Raw genomic sequence first — 16,004 nt, forward strand, 5'->3', positions numbered from 1 at the left:
TATCACAAGCACCCACACGAATTGCTTGATTCAACTTGTTAAAGAGCGTTTGGTTAAGTCTTTCGTCTCAACCGAGGCGCGCATTCTACAGCACCCCTTCAACCTGTCAAGCTCTTTTTCGAAAATTTCTTTTCTACTCAACCGCTTGCGCTTCTGATCAGCCATTCAGCTTCTCGTCAGCGGGAGGCGAATTCTACAGGATCATCGATCACTGTCAACACCCTCCACAACCACTTTTGAAAACCCGCTTCAAAAGCGCGGAGCCGTATAACCAAGCCCCTACCCTCAGCACCTACCAGAACATAACTTATTGTTTTGGAAGGCCTTCTTTGCAGAAGCGCTGAAAGTGGGGCGCATTATAGGGCCGCAGATTTCGACGTCAACCCTGAAAAGCAAAATAAGTTAGCCTTTCAGCTCGACACGAGCAAAAGCCTTCTTGCCAGCCTGACATATATAGGAAGCGCCCACTTTCAGAATGAAAGTACGATCCACTACCCGACCATCAACCTTCACCGAACCTGCGCCCAAGAGATCACGCGCCGCCGCCGCATTCTTGACCAAGCCCGCCTGATTAAGGGCAGCGGCAATCGGCATATCCACCGCCGACTCGATAACCACGCTCGGCAAATCCTCCGGCAGCTCGCCATCCTTCATGCGATTACCCGCCGAGCGATGCGCAGACATTGCCGCCTCCTCACCATGGAAGCGCGCAACGATCTCCTCTGCCAGCTTGATCTTGATGTCTCGCGGATTGGCGCCAGCCACAACATCCTGCTTGAACTGCTCGATCTCGCCCATCGAGCGAAAGCTCAGCAGCTCGAAATAACGCCACATCAAGGCGTCCGGGATGGATACCAGCTTGCTATACATCACGCCCGGCGCTTCCTGGATACCGACATAGTTACCCAAGGACTTGGACATCTTCTTGACGCCATCCAGACCTTCCAGCAAAGGCATGGTGACGATGCACTGGGGCTCCTGCCCATACGCACGCTGCAGCTCACGTCCCATTAGCAGGTTGAACTTCTGATCGGTACCACCCAGCTCCACATCTGCCTTGAGCGCCACCGAGTCATATCCCTGCACCAGCGGATAGAGGAACTCGTGAATGGCAATCGGCTGATTGTCACTGTAGCGCTTGTTGAAATCGTCCCGCTCAAGCATGCGCGCTACTGTGTACTGCGATGCGAGGCGAATGAAATCTGCCGGGGTCAGTTTGTCCATCCACGAGGCATTAAACGCCACCTCGGTCTTGGCCGGATCAAGAATCTTGAACACCTGGGACTTGTAGGTTTCGGCGTTTTCCAGCACCTGCTCGCGTGTCAGCGGTGGACGCGTTGCACTCTTGCCCGAAGGATCACCAATCATCCCGGTGAAGTCGCCGATCAGGAAAATCACCTGATGGCCCAGCTCCTGGAACTGACGCAGCTTATTAATAAGCACCGTATGCCCGAGATGTAGATCCGGCGCAGTCGGGTCAAACCCAGCCTTGATGCGCAGCGGCTGGCCGCGCTTGAGCTTTTCAACCAGTTCCGCTTCAACCAGAACTTCTTCCGCACCACGCTTGATCAGCGCCAGCTGCTCTTCTACCGACTTCATCTCAGGCCCCACACTAGACCAGCACAAAAAAAGGGAACCAACCATACAAGATCACTGACTAATTACAAGTTTTGCCCAAGGAAAGCCGCCGCCCGCATGCGAGACGTCGGCCAGCGCTTGCCGCTAACAGATTTTGGTTATATTTTAGGCAGTTATATATATTGAAAAACGCCATTCGAAGCCATGACGCATAACGTTTCTAAAGCGCCGCGCTACCCGAAGACGCACCTGCTGGCTGCCAGCGGCGTCGCTGCGCTCTTGAGCCTGGCTCTCCTGGTGTTCCCCTCGAGCGATGTCGAGGCGAAAAGAACGCTGATAGACCTCGATCTGGAAACTGATGCCGAACGCATCATTCAGGAAAAAGACGACCTCCGACCAGATTCCGTCACAGGGGAAGAAGGATCGCCGTTCTCGCAAACGGGCAATCCACTCAAGAAGAACAGCGCCGGAAAAGACGCGACGAATAATGAAAGCTCCAACGCCACCAGCCAGACACCTGCCGACCCAACCCGCAAGACCATCACTGTGGGCAAGGGCGACACCTTGTCGACCGTATTTGCTCAAGCCGGATTCGACAATCAGTTGGTGCATGAGCTGCTAGCGAGCAGCAAAGACGCCAAGCAGCTGTCGCGCCTAAAGGTTGGACAAGTTCTGGACTTCAAACTGACCGCAAGCGGTGAGTTTGAGCAGGTCAGCTCGAAACTCAGCGACCTCGAAAGCATTCAGCTGAGCAAGACGGACAAGGGTTTTGTCTTCAAGCGTGATCAGATCAAACCCGATGTGCGCCAGACCTATGCGCGCGGCGTGATCGACAGTTCTCTGTTTGTAGCAACCAAACGAGCAGGGATGAGCCATTCACTGGCGATGGATATGGCTAATATCTTTGGCTATGACATCGACTTTGCACTGGATCTTCGCGACGGCGACAGCTTTGAAGTACTGTACGAGGAGAAAGTAGTCAAGGATAAGCGCGTCGGTAACGGTGCCATTCTGGCTGCCCGCTTCATCAACCGCGGCAAGACCTTCACTGCGATCCGCTACACCAACAAGCAGGGCGTTAGCAGCTACTACACCGCAGACGGCAACAGCATGCGCAAGGCGTTTATCCGCACCCCAGTGGATTTCGCCCGCATCAGCTCGCGATTTTCCAGCGGCCGGCGCCATCCGATTCTGAACAAGATTCGCGCGCACAAGGGCGTCGACTACGCGGCCCCGCGCGGCACCCCCATCAAGGCAGCAGGCGATGGTCGCGTGCAACTGGCCGGACGCAAGGGTGGCTACGGCAACACCGTCGTTATTCAGCACGGCAACCGCTACCGCACCCTGTACGGCCACATGAACGGCTTTGCCAAAGGCATCCGCACCGGCAGTAGCGTGCGCCAGGGCCAGATCATTGGCTATATCGGCACCACTGGCCTGTCCACCGGGCCGCACCTGCACTATGAGTTCCAGGTCAACGGCGTGCATGTCGATCCTCTCAGCCAGAAACAGCTGATGGCCGACCCCATTGCCCGCAATGAAAAGCAGCGTTTTTTGCAGTTGAGCACCCCCCTGCTGGCTCAACTCGACAAAGAAAGGGCCAGCATGCTGGCCATGAACAAGCGCTAATCCCATGCCTTTTTATATCGGCGTAATGTCCGGTACCAGCCTGGACGGTATCGACATTGCGCTGATAGAGCAGAATACCGACACCAAGCTATGCGGCAAGCTGTTCCTGCCCATGCCCGGTGAACTACGCCAGCAACTGCTGACACTGTGCAGCCCCGGTGATAATGAAATTCAGCGAAGCGCCCTGGCCGAGGCGTGCTGGGCAAACCTTGTCGCTGAAGGCATTCAGCAACTCCTCAGGCAGCAGCAACTTTCCGCTTCTGATATCCACGCCATTGGCAGCCATGGCCAGACCATCCGCCACGAACCCGCACTGGGTTTTACCGTGCAGATTGGCAATCCCGCCCTGCTCGCCGAACTGACCGGCATTGACGTCATTGCCGATTTCCGTCGACGCGACGTTGCCGCGGGCGGCCAGGGCGCGCCTCTGGTCCCGGCCTTCCACCAGGCACTCTTTGGCAACCGGCCCGGCAAGCTGGCCGTACTCAACGTCGGCGGTTTCAGCAATATCACCCTGCTGGAGCACGGCTCGACAGAGGTTCGCGGTTTTGACTGCGGCCCCGGCAATGTCCTCATGGATGCCTGGATTCAGCTTCACCGACACCAGCCTTATGACGACAACGGCAGCTGGGCCAGCAGCGGTCAGATCCATCAGGGGCTGCTGGCCAAGATGCTGTCTATTCCGTATTTCCAGGTACAGGGTCCCAAGAGCACGGGACGCGAACTGTTCAACCTTGACTGGCTGAACCATCAGCTGCAGGACTTCGATGCGATTACCGCTGAAGATGTTCAGGCCACTCTGCTCGAACTGACAGCACACTGTTGCAGTCAGGCACTGCTGAGCACTCAGCCGGACAGCGAACGCCTGATCGTCTGCGGTGGCGGCGCGCACAATGGTCAACTGCTTGCCCGCCTTCGCCAGCAGCTACCCGGCGTGACAGTCGCCAGCAGCGACGACCTTGGCGCTCCGGCCGACTGGATAGAGGCCATGGCCTTTGCCTGGCTGGCACACTGTTTTCTTCAGCGCATCCCGGCCAATCGCCCCAGCGTTACCGGCGCCGCGGGCTTGCGGGTATTGGGCGCGCTCTACCCGGCCTGACATATCCCCAGAAAGCAAAACGCCGCACAGCGTGCGGCGTTTTTCTCCTGAGCAGCTAACGATCAGATCGAGAACGACTGACCGCAGCCACAGGTGGTGCTGGCATTGGGGTTGTTGATCACGAAGCGCGAGCCTTCCAGTCCTTCCTGATAGTCCACCTCGGCACCCACCAGGTACTGGAAGCTCATCGGATCGACCACTAGGCTCACACCATCACGCTCGACGATGGTGTCATCGTCCGCGACGTCTTCATCGAAGGTGAAGCCGTACTGGAAGCCCGAGCAACCGCCGCCGGTGACGAACACCCGCAGCTTCAGGCGCTCATTGCCCTCTTCGTCGATCAGGCTCTTCACCTTGTTCGCCGCGCCTTGGGTAAACATCAGGGCAGTGGGGGTGAAGGTTTCGATGGTCATTGGCAATCTCCCGGCATTCAGCCGTTACAGCACTACTGGGCAGCATTATCCGCTTAACCCAGTAAAATGGTCAACTTAACTCAGGGCATCAGAGCCACGTTGGACAGACCCAGACGCTCGTCCAGACCGAACAGGATGTTCATGTTCTGGATGGCCTGGCCGGAAGCCCCCTTGACCAGATTGTCGATCACCGAAAGCACCACTACCTGATCACCGTCCTGCGGCCGGTGCACGGCAATGCGACAGACGTTGGCACCGCGCACACTGCGGGTTTCCGGATGGCTACCCGCCGGCAGCACATCGACAAACGGCTCATTGGCATAACGCTGCTCATACAGCGCCTGCAGATCCACGCCGCGATTAACCACCGTGGCGTAGAGCGTGGCGTGGATACCGCGAATCATCGGCGTCAGGTGCGGCACGAAGGTCAGCCCGACATCCTGCCCGGCCGCGCGACGCAGCCCCTGACGAATCTCCGGCAGATGGCGGTGACCTTTGACCGAGTAGGCCTTCATGCTTTCGCCGGCCTCACAGAGCAGCGAGCCGACACTGGCGCCACGTCCGGCGCCACTGACGCCCGACTTGCAGTCGGCAATCAGCGTGGCCGGATTGGCCAGCCCCTGCTCCAGCAGCGGCAGGAAACCCAGTTGAGTGGCGGTCGGGTAGCAGCCGGCCACGGCAATCAGGCGCGCCTGCTTGATCGCCTCGCGGTTGACCTCCGGCAAGCCGTAGACGGCCTCCGGCAACAGTTCCGGCGCGCCATGTGGCTGGCCGTACCACTTGGCCCACTCTTCGGCATCCTGCAGGCGGAAGTCGGCGGACAGGTCGATCACCTTGGTGCCGGTGGCCAGCAGTTCACCGGCCAGGGCATGCGCCACGCCATGCGGAGTGGCAAAGAACACCACGTCACAGCTGCCGAGGGTCGCTACGTCCGGCACGCTGAAAGCCAGACCGTCGTAGTGGCCGCGCAGATTGGGGTACATATCGGCGACCTTGACGCCCTCTTCCGAACGCGAGGTGATCACCGCCACTTCCGCCTGCGGGTGTTGCGCCAGCAGACGCAGCAACTCCACTCCGGTGTAGCCCGTGCCGCCGACGATACCGACCTTGATCATGCTGCCTTCCCCCCGGGTACGCATCTTGAGTACAAATAAAGGCCGCGATGATAAAGCCGCAGGCCGCATCGGGCCAGCAGCGAGTGACGCACAGGCGCGCGGCCACTACTATCGGCGCAGGTATAAGGAGACCCGTAATGCTCTATCTGTGGATCAAGGCCCTACACATCATCGCCATCGTCTGCTGGTTCGCCGGCCTTTTCTATCTGCCACGATTGTTCGTTTACCACGCCATGAGCGAAGACCAGCCGAGTCGCGAGCGCTTCATCATCATGGAGCGCAAGCTCTACCGTGGCATCATGAATCCCTCGATGATCGCAACGCTGCTGTTCGGTGGCTGGCTGCTCTATCTCAACCCGGCCTGGCTCAGTCAGGGCTGGCTGCACGCCAAGCTGCTGCTGGTGGTGCTGCTGGTGGGCTATCACCACGCCTGTGGCGCGATGTACAAACGCTTTGCAAGCGGCGACAACAGCCGTGGCCATGTGTTTTACCGCTGGTTCAATGAAGTACCCGTGCTATTCCTGCTGGCCATTGTCATTCTGGTCGTCGTCAAACCTTTCTAACCTGCCTTTCGGAAAACTGGAGTCGCCATGAGCCTGCCCGCCTTGCTGCAAGACAAACTGCGCCTGCCGCTGGTGGCCGCCCCGATGTTTCTGATTTCCGGCCCGGAGCTGGTTCGTGCCTGCTGCGCCCAGGGCATCGTCGGCAGTTTCCCGGCCCTCAACCAGCGCGAGACCAGCGGCTTCCGCGACTGGCTGGAAGAGATCAACGCAGGTCTGACGCCGCAGGCAACCCCCTATGCCGTCAATCTGATCGTGCATGGCAGCAACCCGCGCCTACAGGCCGACCTCGCCGTCTGCGTCGAACAACGCGTGCCAATCGTCATCACCAGCTTGGGGGCGGTGAAGGAAGTGGTGGATGCTGTGCACAGCTACGGTGGCCTGGTGTTCCATGACGTCACCACCCGCCGCCACGCCGAAAAAGCCGCCGAAGCCGGCGTGGATGGGCTGATTGCGGTCGCCGCCGGTGCCGGCGGACATGCCGGAACCTGGAGCCCGTTCGCCCTGGTCGCCGAGATCCGCCAGTTCTTCGACAAGACGCTGCTCCTGGCCGGCTGTCTCAATCACGGCCACGAAATACTCGCCGCGCAATTGCTTGGCGCCGACCTGGCCTACATGGGCACACGCCTGATCGCCACTGAGGAAAGCCGCGCCAGCGCCGAATACAAACAGATGCTGCTGGACGCCCAGGCCGCCGACATCATTCACACCCCGGCCGTATCCGGCGTGCCGGCCAGCTTCATGCGCCAGAGCCTGCAGGCAGCCGGCTATGACCTCGCCCGCCTGCAGAACAAGGGCGACATCAATTACGGCGAGAAGCTAAAGCCAATCAACGACGAGGCCAAAGCCTGGAAAACCGTCTGGTCGGCCGGGCAAGGCGCCGGCGATATCCATGACCTACCCAGCGTGGCCGAACTCGTCGCACGACTGGACAGCGAGTACCAGGCAGCCTTGCAGCACAGCCAGCAGATCGGCCAAACCTGGCGGCGCTAAATCAAACCTCAGCGGTCTGTGCCCTGGCTTGTTGTGCCGACAGCCAGGGCTTAGGCTTAAGCCCACTCTATCCTTCGCCCTGACAAGGAAGCCCCGATGAGCGAAACCCGCTACTCCATCATGTTTGCCGGTGAAGTGCTGCCGGACTTCTCCCTCGACACTGTCAAAGCCAACCTGGCCAGCCTGTTCAAGAGCGATCTGGACAAGATCGAAGCCCTGTTCAGCGGTCAGTCGGTACCGCTCAAGCGCAATCTGGAAAGCGCGGAAGCCGATAAATACATGGCCGCCCTACAGCGTGCCGGTGCCAAGGTCAGCAAGCAGAGCGAAGGCCTGCAACTGTCACTGGTAGCGACCGACGATCACCCGGACGACAACGTTGCGGCGCCGCCCCCCACCGAGGCTGCCACCAGCAGCACCCGCATGACCTGCCCCAAATGTGCTCACGAACAGGCCAAAGCGGCCGAATGCGAGGCTTGCGGCATCATCATCGAGAAGTACCTGGCCCGTCAGGCACAACTGCAGGAAGAAGCCGCTTCAATCCAGGCTTCCATAACCAGCACTTCCCCGGCAACCGAGCCTGAAGCCCCTGTCAGCGCCTCACCCTATGCCCCACCACAGGCCAACGTGGCCGAGCAGCTACCGGAATTTGGCGAGCTGAAACCCTTCGGCGTTACCGGGCGCATCGGGCGCCTGCGCTATCTCGCCTGGTCGCTGGTACTCATCCTGGTCATGGCCCCGGCACTGGGTATCGCCGCGCTGGGCATGGGCATTTCCGACACCGTCGGCATCATTCTGATCGCAGGCGTGACCCTGGCGATGGTCGTTGTCAGCGTACAGATTGGCGTGCAACGCCTGCACGACATCGGCTGGTCGGGCTGGCTCTACCTGCTGAACCTCGTCCCCGTCGTGGGCAGTGTCTTCCCGCTGTTGATGCTGTTGATTCCAGGCAACGCCGGCGCCAACCGTTATGGCCCGCCGCAACCGCCGAACAGCACTGCGGTCAAGGTCCTGGCCTCGCTGTGGCTGGTGATTCTGGCGCTGGTGGTGATTGCCGCGATCGCCGGCGGCGTTGGCATGCTGGACTCGCAGGAGGGCGATATGGGCCTGTCCGACATGGACACCGAGAGCAGCTATGCGGAGCCCGCAGAAGCCGCGGCTCCGGCAGCGGCCTACGAGTACAGCGAAGAGTAATCCAGCACACACTGGCCGACCGTTCTGGTCGGCCAGTCTGCTGCCCCCTCCGCTACCCTGCCTGCACCGTGCGCCCTGCCGCCCAGGCGCGCAGCCCGGCCAACTGTTCCGCCATCACCACCGACAACGGCGCCGTACGCGCCAACTCGTGCAACAGCAGCGTTTGCTCGACCTGCGTCTGCCGCGCCTGCGCCGCATACAGGGCGCCTACCACCGCCTGCTCGATCTCGGCACCGGAGAAGCCCTCGCTGGCCTGCGCCAGCGCCACCAGATCGAACTGCGTCGGGTCGAGCTCGCGCTGCTGCAGGTGGATTCGGAAGATATCCTGACGCACTTCCACCTGAGGCAGATCGACGAAGAACAGCTCGTCAAAGCGCCCCTTGCGCACCAGCTCCGGCGGCAGACGATCGATGGCATTGGCCGTCGCGACCATGAATACCGGGCTCTTGCGCTCAGCCATCCAGGTCAGCAGGGTCCCCAGTACACGCTGACTGACACCGCCGTCCTGTTCGCCACTGGCCAGGCCCTTCTCCACTTCGTCCATCCACAGCACGCAGGGCGCCATCTGCTCGGCCAGCTTGAGGGCCTCTCGCAGATTGCGCTCGGTCTCGCCGAAGAACTTGTTGTACAGGCAGGCAAAATCCAGACGCAGCAGGGGCAGCCCCCACAGTCCGGCAACCGCCTTGGCCGCCAGGCTCTTGCCACCGCCCTGCACGCCGACCAGCAGGATGCCCTTGGGCATGTCCTCGCCCACCTCACCGAGGAAGGCCTGCTGCCGCTCGCCCAGCCAGCGCTTGAGATTCTCCAGACCACCGACATCGGCAAAACGCGCGGTTTCGTACTCAAGACTGAGTACACCCTCCATGTCGAGCAACTGGAACTTGCTGCGGTTGAGTGCGCCGAGATCGTCCTGGGTGATGGCGCCGTCATTCCAGATGATCGAGCGGGCCAGCAGGCGCGCCTCGGCATGGCTCATGCCGCGCAGGTTCTTCACTACCTGCTGCAGGGTACGGTTATCGGTACGCACCCGCGCCCCGCGGTTACTGTTGCTCCAGTGACTGGCTTCGTCGCGGACGATGGCCAGCAGTTCCTCCTCACTGGGCAGGGTCAGGCTGAAACGCGCAGCCAGACGCTGCAGCTCGGCCGGCAACTTGAAGGCATGCGACACCAGCACCAGGGTCGGCTTGTGCGTGCCCTCGGCCATGGCGATTTCCTTGAGCAGGCGCACGCGCTTGGGCTCGCTATCCAGGAACGGATGCAGGTCGCACATCACGTACAGCGTCGGCTGCACATCCGCCTTGACCAGTTTGAGCGCGGCCTCCGGATCGCAGCTGTCCACCTCGCCAATCGGGTCGCCACCAAAGCCCAGGCGCTGCAGGCCCTCGGTCACCGACCAGGTGAGCAGGCTGAGCCCACGCTTGACCGCCAGCCCGGTGAGCACCTCCAGCACCCGCGGCTCGTCCCAGGACTCGATCACCACTAGCTTGACCCGAGAATCCAGCACCAGCCCCAGATCATGAATATCGTTCTTCACACTCGCTCCTTGTGCCGGCACGCGCTGGCCGGAAAGTGCGCCCGCCGTTTACACTCGGCCGCTCTGTCAACAACCCGGGAATAGTTCCATGGATTGTCTGTTCTGCAAAATCGTCGCCGGGCAGATTCCGGCACGCAAGCTCTACGAAGACGAACACGTGGTCGCCTTCCATGACATCGCGCCGCAGGCGCCAGTGCACTTTCTGGTGATCCCGAAAAAGCACATCAGCACCCTCAACGACCTGACCGAAGATGACAAGGCGCTGGCTGGCCATATTCTCTTCACCGCCCAGCGTCTGGCCAAAGAGCAAGGCTGCGAAGAAGGCTTCCGCGTGGTGATGAACTGCAACGAGCTGGGCGGTCAGACCGTCTACCACATCCATATGCACGTGCTCGGCCAGCGTCAGCTGAACTGGCCGCCGGGCTGATGCGTCGCCGGCTCTACCTGCTGGTCGGCCTGAGCCTCAGTGCTCAGGCCATGCCCGAAGGCACGGTGTTTCGCGACACGCTGCCCGGCGGGCAGTCAGGCCCCGAACTGGTGGTGGTCCCCGCCGGCCAGTTCGAGCTGGGCGATCTGAGTGGTCGTGGCAACCACAATGAACGCCCGACGCTTACTGTGCAGATTGCGCGCAGTTTTGCCATCGGCCGCTTTGAAATCACCTTTGCCGACTGGCGCCTGTATCAGCAGGCCACCCAGACCCCGCTGCCGGACAACGAAGGCTGGGGACTGTCCGACGTGCGCCCGGTGATCAACGTGTCCTGGCAAGAGGCCCGCGCCTACTGCCAGTGGCTCAGCCGCATGAGCGGGCAGCGCTATCGGCTGCCGACCGAGGCCGAATGGGAATACGCCGCCCGCGCCGGCAGCGGCAGTTACTACTGGTGGGGCGAGCAGCTGGACAGCCCCGAGCAACGCCCCCGCGCGCACTGTCGTGGCTGCAACAGCCCGCGCATCATTCAGAACAAGACCGCCCAGATCGGGCGCTTTGCTGCCAATGCCTTTGGCTTGTACGACACGGCCGGCAATGTCTGGGAATGGACAGCCTCGCGCTATGCCCATCCCTGGGATGGCAGTGAACAGCGCGACGCCGGCCTGCTCGACCAGAGCCCGCGTGTGGTGCGCGGTGGCGCCTGGAACAGCGGCCCGGCCTATTTGCGCAGCAGCTTGCGCGACCTGCGCCAGCCGGATCAGAAACACTACGCACTGGGCCTGCGCGTCGTTCGCGAAATTGACTGAGTCCACGCCGCATCCGTCGCCCGGCCTGATACCGGTCAAGCCTTGCACCGTCGTGTGAGTTAAACTGCGCCTGTCACCTTCTGGAGCCAAGAGCATGACTGGCAACCGCGCCTACACCCCGGCTGATCGCCTGCTGCTGCAAGCCGATGCTGCCCTGCGAACGCTACTGCCATTCAGCGGTCAACCTCATCGTGCCTCGCCCGCCGTACTCGAAAACGAGCAGCCACTGGACGCGGCCAGCACCCAGCATGTGGCCGGTCTGATGCGCATCAACCACACCGGCGAGGTCTGCGCCCAGGCGCTGTATCAGGGCCAGGCGCTGACCGCCAAGCTGCCCGAAGTGCGCGCCGCCATGGAGCATGCCGCCGAGGAGGAAATCGATCACCTGGCCTGGTGCGAGCAGCGCATCCGCGAGCTGGGCAGCCGCCCGAGTCTGCTCAATCCACTGTTCTACGGTCTGTCGTTCGGCGTCGGCGCCCTGGCCGGACTGGTCAGCGACAAGGTCAGCCTGGGTTTCGTCGCCGCTACCGAGGATCAGGTGGTCAAGCATCTGGACGAGCACCTGCAGCAGATCCCTGCCGAGGACCACAAGTCGCGCGCCATTCTCCAGCAGATGAAGAGCGACGAGCAGCAGCATGCGACGACCGCCCTCGAAGCCGGCGGACTGAACTTCCCGGCTCCGGTGAAGTTCGGCATGAGCCTGCTGGCCAAGGTCATGACCAAGAGCACCTACCGGATCTGACCGATTTGGCGGACACAAAAAAGGGCGCCAGCGGCGCCCTTTTTTTTCATCGTGAGGCTCAGCCCAGCTCGACAATCTCGTAGTCGTGGGTGATCTCGACACCGGCACGGCCGAGCATGATCGAGGCCGAGCAGTACTTCTCCGCCGACAGCTCCACCGCACGCTTGACCTGGGCCTCTTTCAGGCCGCGGCCCTTGACCACGAAGTGCAGGTGAATCTTGGTGAACACCTTGGGGTCTTCATCGGCCCGCTCGGCTTCCAGGAAGGCCTCGCAGCTCTCCACCGGCTGCCGACCCTTTTTCAGGATGCTCACCACATCGAAGTTGCTGCAGCCACCCAGACCCAGCAGCACCATCTCCATCGGCCGCACGCCCAGGTTGCGGCCACCGGCTTCCGGCGGGCCATCCATGACCACCACATGGCCACTGCCGGACTCGCCCAGGAACATGGCTTCGCCGGCCCACTGGATACGTGCTTTCATCTAGGGGACTCCACGCTGTATAAAGAAGGGCCGAAAGCTTAACACAGGCCCCGGATGGCCTTAGATAGGCACTTGAGCTGAGAATGTAGGCGCCCAGGTGTTAGCCAGGTCGCAAAACGCACTATCCGGCAAGGATGCGTCTGTTAAGCTGGCGCCGGATAACTGGCACACTTAGACGTATAACTAATAAGAAAAATGGCCTCCTAGACAAAGGCTTACCTTTTTTTCTCTCGGGACTCGGGCATGGTAGCAATTACCCTCACACCCAAAATCAAGAATCTGGACAAGCTGCTCGCGCACTGTCATCGCCGCCGCTACACCGCCAAGAGCACCATCATCTACGCTGGCGACCGCTGCGAGACCCTGTTCATCATCATCAAGGGCTCGGTGACCATCCTCATCGAGGATGACGATGGCCGCGAGATGATCATCGGCTACCTCAATCCCGGCGACTTCTTCGGCGAGATGGGCCTGTTCGACAAGGAAGGCCAGGAGAACGAACGCAGCGCCTGGGTCCGCGCCAAGACCGAGTGCGAGGTTGGTGAAATCAGCTACGCCAAATTCCGCGAGCTGACCCAGCAGGACCCGGACATTCTCTACACCCTAGGCAACCAGATGGCCGATCGCCTGCGCAAGACCACGCGCAAGGTCGGTGACCTGGCCTTCCTCGACGTGACCGGACGTGTCGCGCGCACCCTGCTCGACCTGTGCAAGCAGCCGGACGCCATGACCCACCCCGATGGCATGCAGATCAAGATTACCCGTCAGGAAATCGGCCGCATCGTCGGCTGCTCCCGCGAGATGGTCGGCCGCGTGCTCAAGTCCCTGGAAGAACAGGGCCTGGTGCATGTCAAAGGCAAGACCATGGTGGTATTTGGTACCCGTTAAGGCTGATTGCCCTGATCAACGAAAAAGCCCGCCAATAGGCGGGCTTTTTTGTACCGGCACATTCAATCCGGATCGGCACCCAGTTGCACCGGCGCCTTGCCGGGGAAGAACAGGCGCTGCAACTCGACACCCGGCTCCTCGGCACGCATGAAGGCTTCGCCAACGAGGAAGGCATGCACCTCGTTGATTTCCATCAGCTCAACATCGGCGCGGTTGAGAATGCCGCTCTCGGTAATCACCAGACGGTCGCTAGGAATCTGCGGCAACAGGTCCAGCGTGGTATCCAGACTCACCTCAAAAGTGTGCAGATTGCGGTTATTGATGCCCACCAGCGGCGTATCGAGCACATTCAGCGCCCGCTCCAGCTCGCTGGCATCGTGCACCTCCACCAGCACATCGAGGCCGACATCCTTGGCGGTCGCGGCCAGCTCGGCCATGCGCCCGTCATCCAGCGCGGAGACGATCAGCAGCACGCAGTCGGCGGCCAGCGCACGGGCCTCGACAATCTGATAGGGGTCAACCATGAAGTCCTTGCGGATCACCGGCAGACTGCACGCCGCGCGCGCTTCGCGCAGGTAATCATCCGCGCCCTGGAAGAAGTCGATATCGGTCAGCACCGACAGGCAGGTAGCGCCGCCTGCGGCGTAGCTGCGGGCAATCTCTGCCGGAACGAAATGCTCGCGCAGCACCCCCTTGCTCGGCGAAGCCTTCTTCACCTCGGCAATCACCGCCGGCTCACGGCGCGCCACGCGGGCCTGCAGGGCCGCGGCGAAGCCGCGTGGCGCATCGGCACCGCGCGCCAGCGCCTCGATCTCGGCGAAGCTCACCTGGGCACGGCGCTCGGCGACTTCCTCGAATTTGCGGGCGATGATCTTTTCCAGCACGGTGGGCAGGCTCACGCTTGATTCTCCTGTTGGAAGACGGCGGTAAAGGACACCAGCTCATCGAGCTTTTCCCAGGCCAGCCCGGTGTGCAGGGCATCCTGCGCCAGGTGCATGCCTTCCTTCAGGCTGCTGGCGTGGTCGGCAGCGTAGAGTGCCGCACCGGCGTTGAGCACAATCATGTCGGCGGCCTTCTGGCCGTTTTCGGTCTTGCGCTTGCCCAGCGCATCGCGAATCAGCGCCAGCGATTCCTGCGCGTCGTTGACCGACAGACCGATCAGCGTCTGGCTCTTGATGCCGAAGTCTTCCGGCTGAATCTGGTACTCGCGGATATCTCCGTCCTTGAGTTCGGCGACAAAGGTCGGCGCCGCTAGGCTGATTTCGTCCAGACCGTCGCTGGCATGCACCACCAGCACATGCTCGCTGCCCAGGCGCTGCAGCACTTCGGCCAGCGGCCGGCACAGGGCCTGACTGAACACGCCGAGCACCTGATGCTTGACCCCCGCCGGATTGGTCATCGGGCCCAGCATGTTGAAGATCGTGCGCAGCCCCAGCTCGCGGCGCGGGCCAATGGCATGCTTCATGGCGCCGTGATGGGCCGGGGCGAACATGAAGCCGACGCCGACACTTTCCACACAGCGCGCCACTTCCTCGGGCTTCAGATTCAGATAAACCCCAGCCGCCTCCAGCAGGTCGGCGCTGCCGCTCTTGCCGGATACTGCGCGGTTGCCATGCTTGGCCACCTTGCCGCCGGCCGCCGCCACGACAAATGCCGCCGCGGTGGAGACGTTGAAGATGTTCATGCCGTCGCCGCCGGTACCGCAGGTATCGACCAAGCGCTCGGCATTGATGGTTACCGGTGCTGCCAGCTCACGCATCACGCTGGCGGCACCGACGATCTCGTCGATGGTCTCACTCTTCATGCGCATGCCCATGAGGAAGGCACCGATCTGCGCATCGGTGCACTGGCCGGTCATGATCTCGCGCATCACGTCCTGCATTTCGGCCGTGCTCAGATCGAGGTTGTTGACCACCCGGTTGAGGGCTTCCTTGATATTCATGCGCGTACGCCCCCCTGTTGCTTGAGGAAGTTGGCAAACAGCTCGTGTCCCTGTTCGGTCAGGATGGACTCGGGGTGGAACTGCACGCCCTCGATATTCAGGGTCTTGTGGCGCAGGCCCATGATCTCGTCCACCGAGCCGTCCTCGAACTGGGTCCAGGCAGTCATTTCCAGGCAGTCCGGCAGCGTCTCGCGCTTGACCACCAGCGAGTGGTAGCGAGTCACGGTCAGCGGCTTGTTGAGGCCGGCGAACACGCCCTTGTCCTCGTGGAATACCGGGCTGGTCTTGCCGTGCATCACCTGACGGGCGCGCACCACGTCACCGCCGAAGGCCTGGCCGATGCTCTGGTGCCCCAGGCACACGCCGAGGATCGGCAGCTTGCCGGCAAAGTGCAGGATGGCCTCGATGGACACACCCGCCTCGGTCGGCGTACAGGGGCCGGGCGAAACCACGATGCGCTCAGGCTTGAGCGCTTCGATTTCGGCGACGGTCAGCTCATCGTTGCGAATCACATGGACATCGGCACCCAGCTCGCCCAGGTACTGCACCACGTTGTAGGTAAAGGAGTCGTAGTTATCGATCATCAGCAGCATGTTGGCGTCTCCC

At 61.5% G+C, this 16,004-nt stretch carries 17 protein-coding genes; 9 read left to right on the plus strand and 8 right to left on the minus strand.

The features are described from left to right. Positions 1-402: 402 nt before the first annotated feature. Positions 403-1,599 (minus strand): tyrosine--tRNA ligase, encoded by a 1,197-nt coding sequence (tyrS, locus tag HNP49_RS13620; protein ID WP_184684630.1) that lies wholly within the window; start codon positions 1,597-1,599, stop codon positions 403-405. A 183-nt stretch (positions 1,600-1,782) separates the two neighbouring features. Here tyrS and HNP49_RS13625 point away from each other — a divergent pair, with 183 nt between their 5' ends. Both HNP49_RS13625 and HNP49_RS13630 read left to right on the plus strand, forming a co-directional pair. Continuing rightward, positions 1,783-3,207: a peptidoglycan DD-metalloendopeptidase family protein gene (locus HNP49_RS13625; RefSeq protein WP_184684139.1), complete on the plus strand. Its 1,425-nt coding sequence runs from the start codon at positions 1,783-1,785 to the stop codon at positions 3,205-3,207. Positions 3,208-3,211: 4 nt separating this feature from the next. Continuing rightward, a complete protein-coding gene (locus HNP49_RS13630; protein ID WP_184684141.1) occupies positions 3,212-4,306 on the plus strand; it encodes an anhydro-N-acetylmuramic acid kinase in 1,095 nt (364 codons plus the stop codon). A 62-nt stretch (positions 4,307-4,368) separates the two neighbouring features. Here HNP49_RS13630 and erpA read toward each other — a convergent pair whose 3' ends face one another. Beyond that, complete coding sequence (gene erpA / locus HNP49_RS13635) at positions 4,369-4,719, minus strand: iron-sulfur cluster insertion protein ErpA (protein WP_184684143.1); 351 nt, start codon at positions 4,717-4,719, stop codon at positions 4,369-4,371. A gap of 80 nt (positions 4,720-4,799) precedes the next feature. After that, positions 4,800-5,834 carry an N-acetyl-gamma-glutamyl-phosphate reductase gene (gene argC / locus HNP49_RS13640; protein ID WP_184684145.1) on the minus strand — a complete coding sequence of 345 codons (1,035 nt, stop codon included), beginning with the start codon at positions 5,832-5,834 and terminating at the stop codon, positions 4,800-4,802. 137 nt (positions 5,835-5,971) lie between these two features. On the opposite strand from argC, the gene hemJ reads away from it, so the two are divergent. The 3 genes from hemJ to HNP49_RS13655 all read left to right on the plus strand — a co-directional run bounded on the left by hemJ (position 5,972) and on the right by HNP49_RS13655 (position 8,578). Beyond that, entirely contained in the window at positions 5,972-6,397 is a 426-nt protein-coding gene (gene hemJ, locus HNP49_RS13645) for a protoporphyrinogen oxidase HemJ (RefSeq protein WP_184684147.1), read from the plus strand. 27 nt (positions 6,398-6,424) lie between these two features. After that, positions 6,425-7,387 (plus strand): nitronate monooxygenase family protein, encoded by a 963-nt coding sequence (locus tag HNP49_RS13650; protein ID WP_184684149.1) that lies wholly within the window; start codon positions 6,425-6,427, stop codon positions 7,385-7,387. Between the two features lie 96 nt (positions 7,388-7,483). After that, positions 7,484-8,578 carry a DUF805 domain-containing protein gene (locus HNP49_RS13655; protein ID WP_184684151.1) on the plus strand — a complete coding sequence of 365 codons (1,095 nt, stop codon included), beginning with the start codon at positions 7,484-7,486 and terminating at the stop codon, positions 8,576-8,578. Positions 8,579-8,630: 52 nt separating this feature from the next. Here the strand turns inward: HNP49_RS13655 and HNP49_RS13660 are convergent, their stop codons facing one another. After that, positions 8,631-10,112 (minus strand): AAA family ATPase, encoded by a 1,482-nt coding sequence (locus HNP49_RS13660; RefSeq protein ID WP_184684153.1) that lies wholly within the window; start codon positions 10,110-10,112, stop codon positions 8,631-8,633. An 88-nt stretch (positions 10,113-10,200) separates the two neighbouring features. Here HNP49_RS13660 and HNP49_RS13665 point away from each other — a divergent pair, with 88 nt between their 5' ends. The 3 genes from HNP49_RS13665 to coq7 all read left to right on the plus strand — a co-directional run bounded on the left by HNP49_RS13665 (position 10,201) and on the right by coq7 (position 12,087). Continuing rightward, on the plus strand, positions 10,201-10,539 hold the full coding sequence (locus HNP49_RS13665; protein WP_184684155.1) for a histidine triad nucleotide-binding protein: 339 nt from the start codon (positions 10,201-10,203) through the stop codon (positions 10,537-10,539). Continuing rightward, positions 10,539-11,345, plus strand: coding sequence for a formylglycine-generating enzyme family protein (locus tag HNP49_RS13670; RefSeq protein WP_184684157.1), 807 nt, complete (start codon positions 10,539-10,541; stop codon positions 11,343-11,345). The genes HNP49_RS13665 and HNP49_RS13670 overlap by 1 nt, the downstream gene beginning before the upstream one ends. A gap of 94 nt (positions 11,346-11,439) precedes the next feature. Further along, complete coding sequence (gene coq7, locus HNP49_RS13675; protein ID WP_184684159.1) at positions 11,440-12,087, plus strand: 2-polyprenyl-3-methyl-6-methoxy-1,4-benzoquinone monooxygenase; 648 nt, start codon at positions 11,440-11,442, stop codon at positions 12,085-12,087. A gap of 58 nt (positions 12,088-12,145) precedes the next feature. Here the strand turns inward: coq7 and HNP49_RS13680 are convergent, their stop codons facing one another. Beyond that, a complete protein-coding gene (locus tag HNP49_RS13680) occupies positions 12,146-12,568 on the minus strand; it encodes an OsmC family protein (protein ID WP_095939977.1) in 423 nt (140 codons plus the stop codon). A 243-nt stretch (positions 12,569-12,811) separates the two neighbouring features. On the opposite strand from HNP49_RS13680, the gene crp reads away from it, so the two are divergent. Further along, the gene (crp, locus tag HNP49_RS13685; RefSeq protein WP_184684165.1) at positions 12,812-13,456 is read left to right on the plus strand and encodes a cAMP-activated global transcriptional regulator CRP; all 645 of its coding nucleotides are present in this window, start codon (positions 12,812-12,814) and stop codon (positions 13,454-13,456) included. A 62-nt stretch (positions 13,457-13,518) separates the two neighbouring features. Here the strand turns inward: crp and trpC are convergent, their stop codons facing one another. The 3 genes from trpC to HNP49_RS13700 are packed head-to-tail and all read right to left on the minus strand — an operon-like array spanning position 13,519 to position 15,991. After that, a complete protein-coding gene (trpC, locus tag HNP49_RS13690; protein WP_184684167.1) occupies positions 13,519-14,355 on the minus strand; it encodes an indole-3-glycerol phosphate synthase TrpC in 837 nt (278 codons plus the stop codon). Then, positions 14,352-15,398, minus strand: a complete 1,047-nt coding sequence (trpD, locus tag HNP49_RS13695) for an anthranilate phosphoribosyltransferase (protein WP_184684169.1) — start codon at positions 15,396-15,398, stop codon at positions 14,352-14,354. The genes trpC and trpD overlap by 4 nt, the downstream gene beginning before the upstream one ends. Then, positions 15,395-15,991: an aminodeoxychorismate/anthranilate synthase component II gene (locus HNP49_RS13700; protein ID WP_095939973.1), complete on the minus strand. Its 597-nt coding sequence runs from the start codon at positions 15,989-15,991 to the stop codon at positions 15,395-15,397. Before HNP49_RS13700 ends, trpD begins: the two co-directional genes overlap by 4 nt. Between the last annotated feature and the right edge of the window lie 13 nt (positions 15,992-16,004).

Source organism: Pseudomonas fluvialis, from assembly GCF_014207935.1.
Taxonomy (GTDB): domain Bacteria; phylum Pseudomonadota; class Gammaproteobacteria; order Pseudomonadales; family Pseudomonadaceae; genus Aquipseudomonas; species Aquipseudomonas fluvialis_A.

Bases quoted from the DNA above. Each gene is read 5' to 3' on its own strand.
- tyrS (WP_184684630.1), bottom strand. From the start codon at position 1,599: ATGAAGTCGGTAGAAGAGCAGCTGGCGCTGATCAAGCGTGGTGCGGAA.
- HNP49_RS13625 (WP_184684139.1), top strand. From the start codon at position 1,783: ATGACGCATAACGTTTCTAAAGCGCCGCGCTACCCGAAGACGCACCTG.
- HNP49_RS13630 (WP_184684141.1), top strand. From the start codon at position 3,212: ATGCCTTTTTATATCGGCGTAATGTCCGGTACCAGCCTGGACGGTATC.
- erpA (WP_184684143.1), bottom strand. From the start codon at position 4,719: ATGACCATCGAAACCTTCACCCCCACTGCCCTGATGTTTACCCAAGGC.
- argC (WP_184684145.1), bottom strand. From the start codon at position 5,834: ATGATCAAGGTCGGTATCGTCGGCGGCACGGGCTACACCGGAGTGGAG.
- hemJ (WP_184684147.1), top strand. From the start codon at position 5,972: ATGCTCTATCTGTGGATCAAGGCCCTACACATCATCGCCATCGTCTGC.
- HNP49_RS13650 (WP_184684149.1), top strand. From the start codon at position 6,425: ATGAGCCTGCCCGCCTTGCTGCAAGACAAACTGCGCCTGCCGCTGGTG.
- HNP49_RS13655 (WP_184684151.1), top strand. From the start codon at position 7,484: ATGAGCGAAACCCGCTACTCCATCATGTTTGCCGGTGAAGTGCTGCCG.
- HNP49_RS13665 (WP_184684155.1), top strand. From the start codon at position 10,201: ATGGATTGTCTGTTCTGCAAAATCGTCGCCGGGCAGATTCCGGCACGC.
- HNP49_RS13670 (WP_184684157.1), top strand. From the start codon at position 10,539: ATGCGTCGCCGGCTCTACCTGCTGGTCGGCCTGAGCCTCAGTGCTCAG.
- coq7 (WP_184684159.1), top strand. From the start codon at position 11,440: ATGACTGGCAACCGCGCCTACACCCCGGCTGATCGCCTGCTGCTGCAA.
- HNP49_RS13680 (WP_095939977.1), bottom strand. From the start codon at position 12,568: ATGAAAGCACGTATCCAGTGGGCCGGCGAAGCCATGTTCCTGGGCGAG.
- crp (WP_184684165.1), top strand. From the start codon at position 12,812: ATGGTAGCAATTACCCTCACACCCAAAATCAAGAATCTGGACAAGCTG.
- trpD (WP_184684169.1), bottom strand. From the start codon at position 15,398: ATGAATATCAAGGAAGCCCTCAACCGGGTGGTCAACAACCTCGATCTG.
- HNP49_RS13700 (WP_095939973.1), bottom strand. From the start codon at position 15,991: ATGCTGCTGATGATCGATAACTACGACTCCTTTACCTACAACGTGGTG.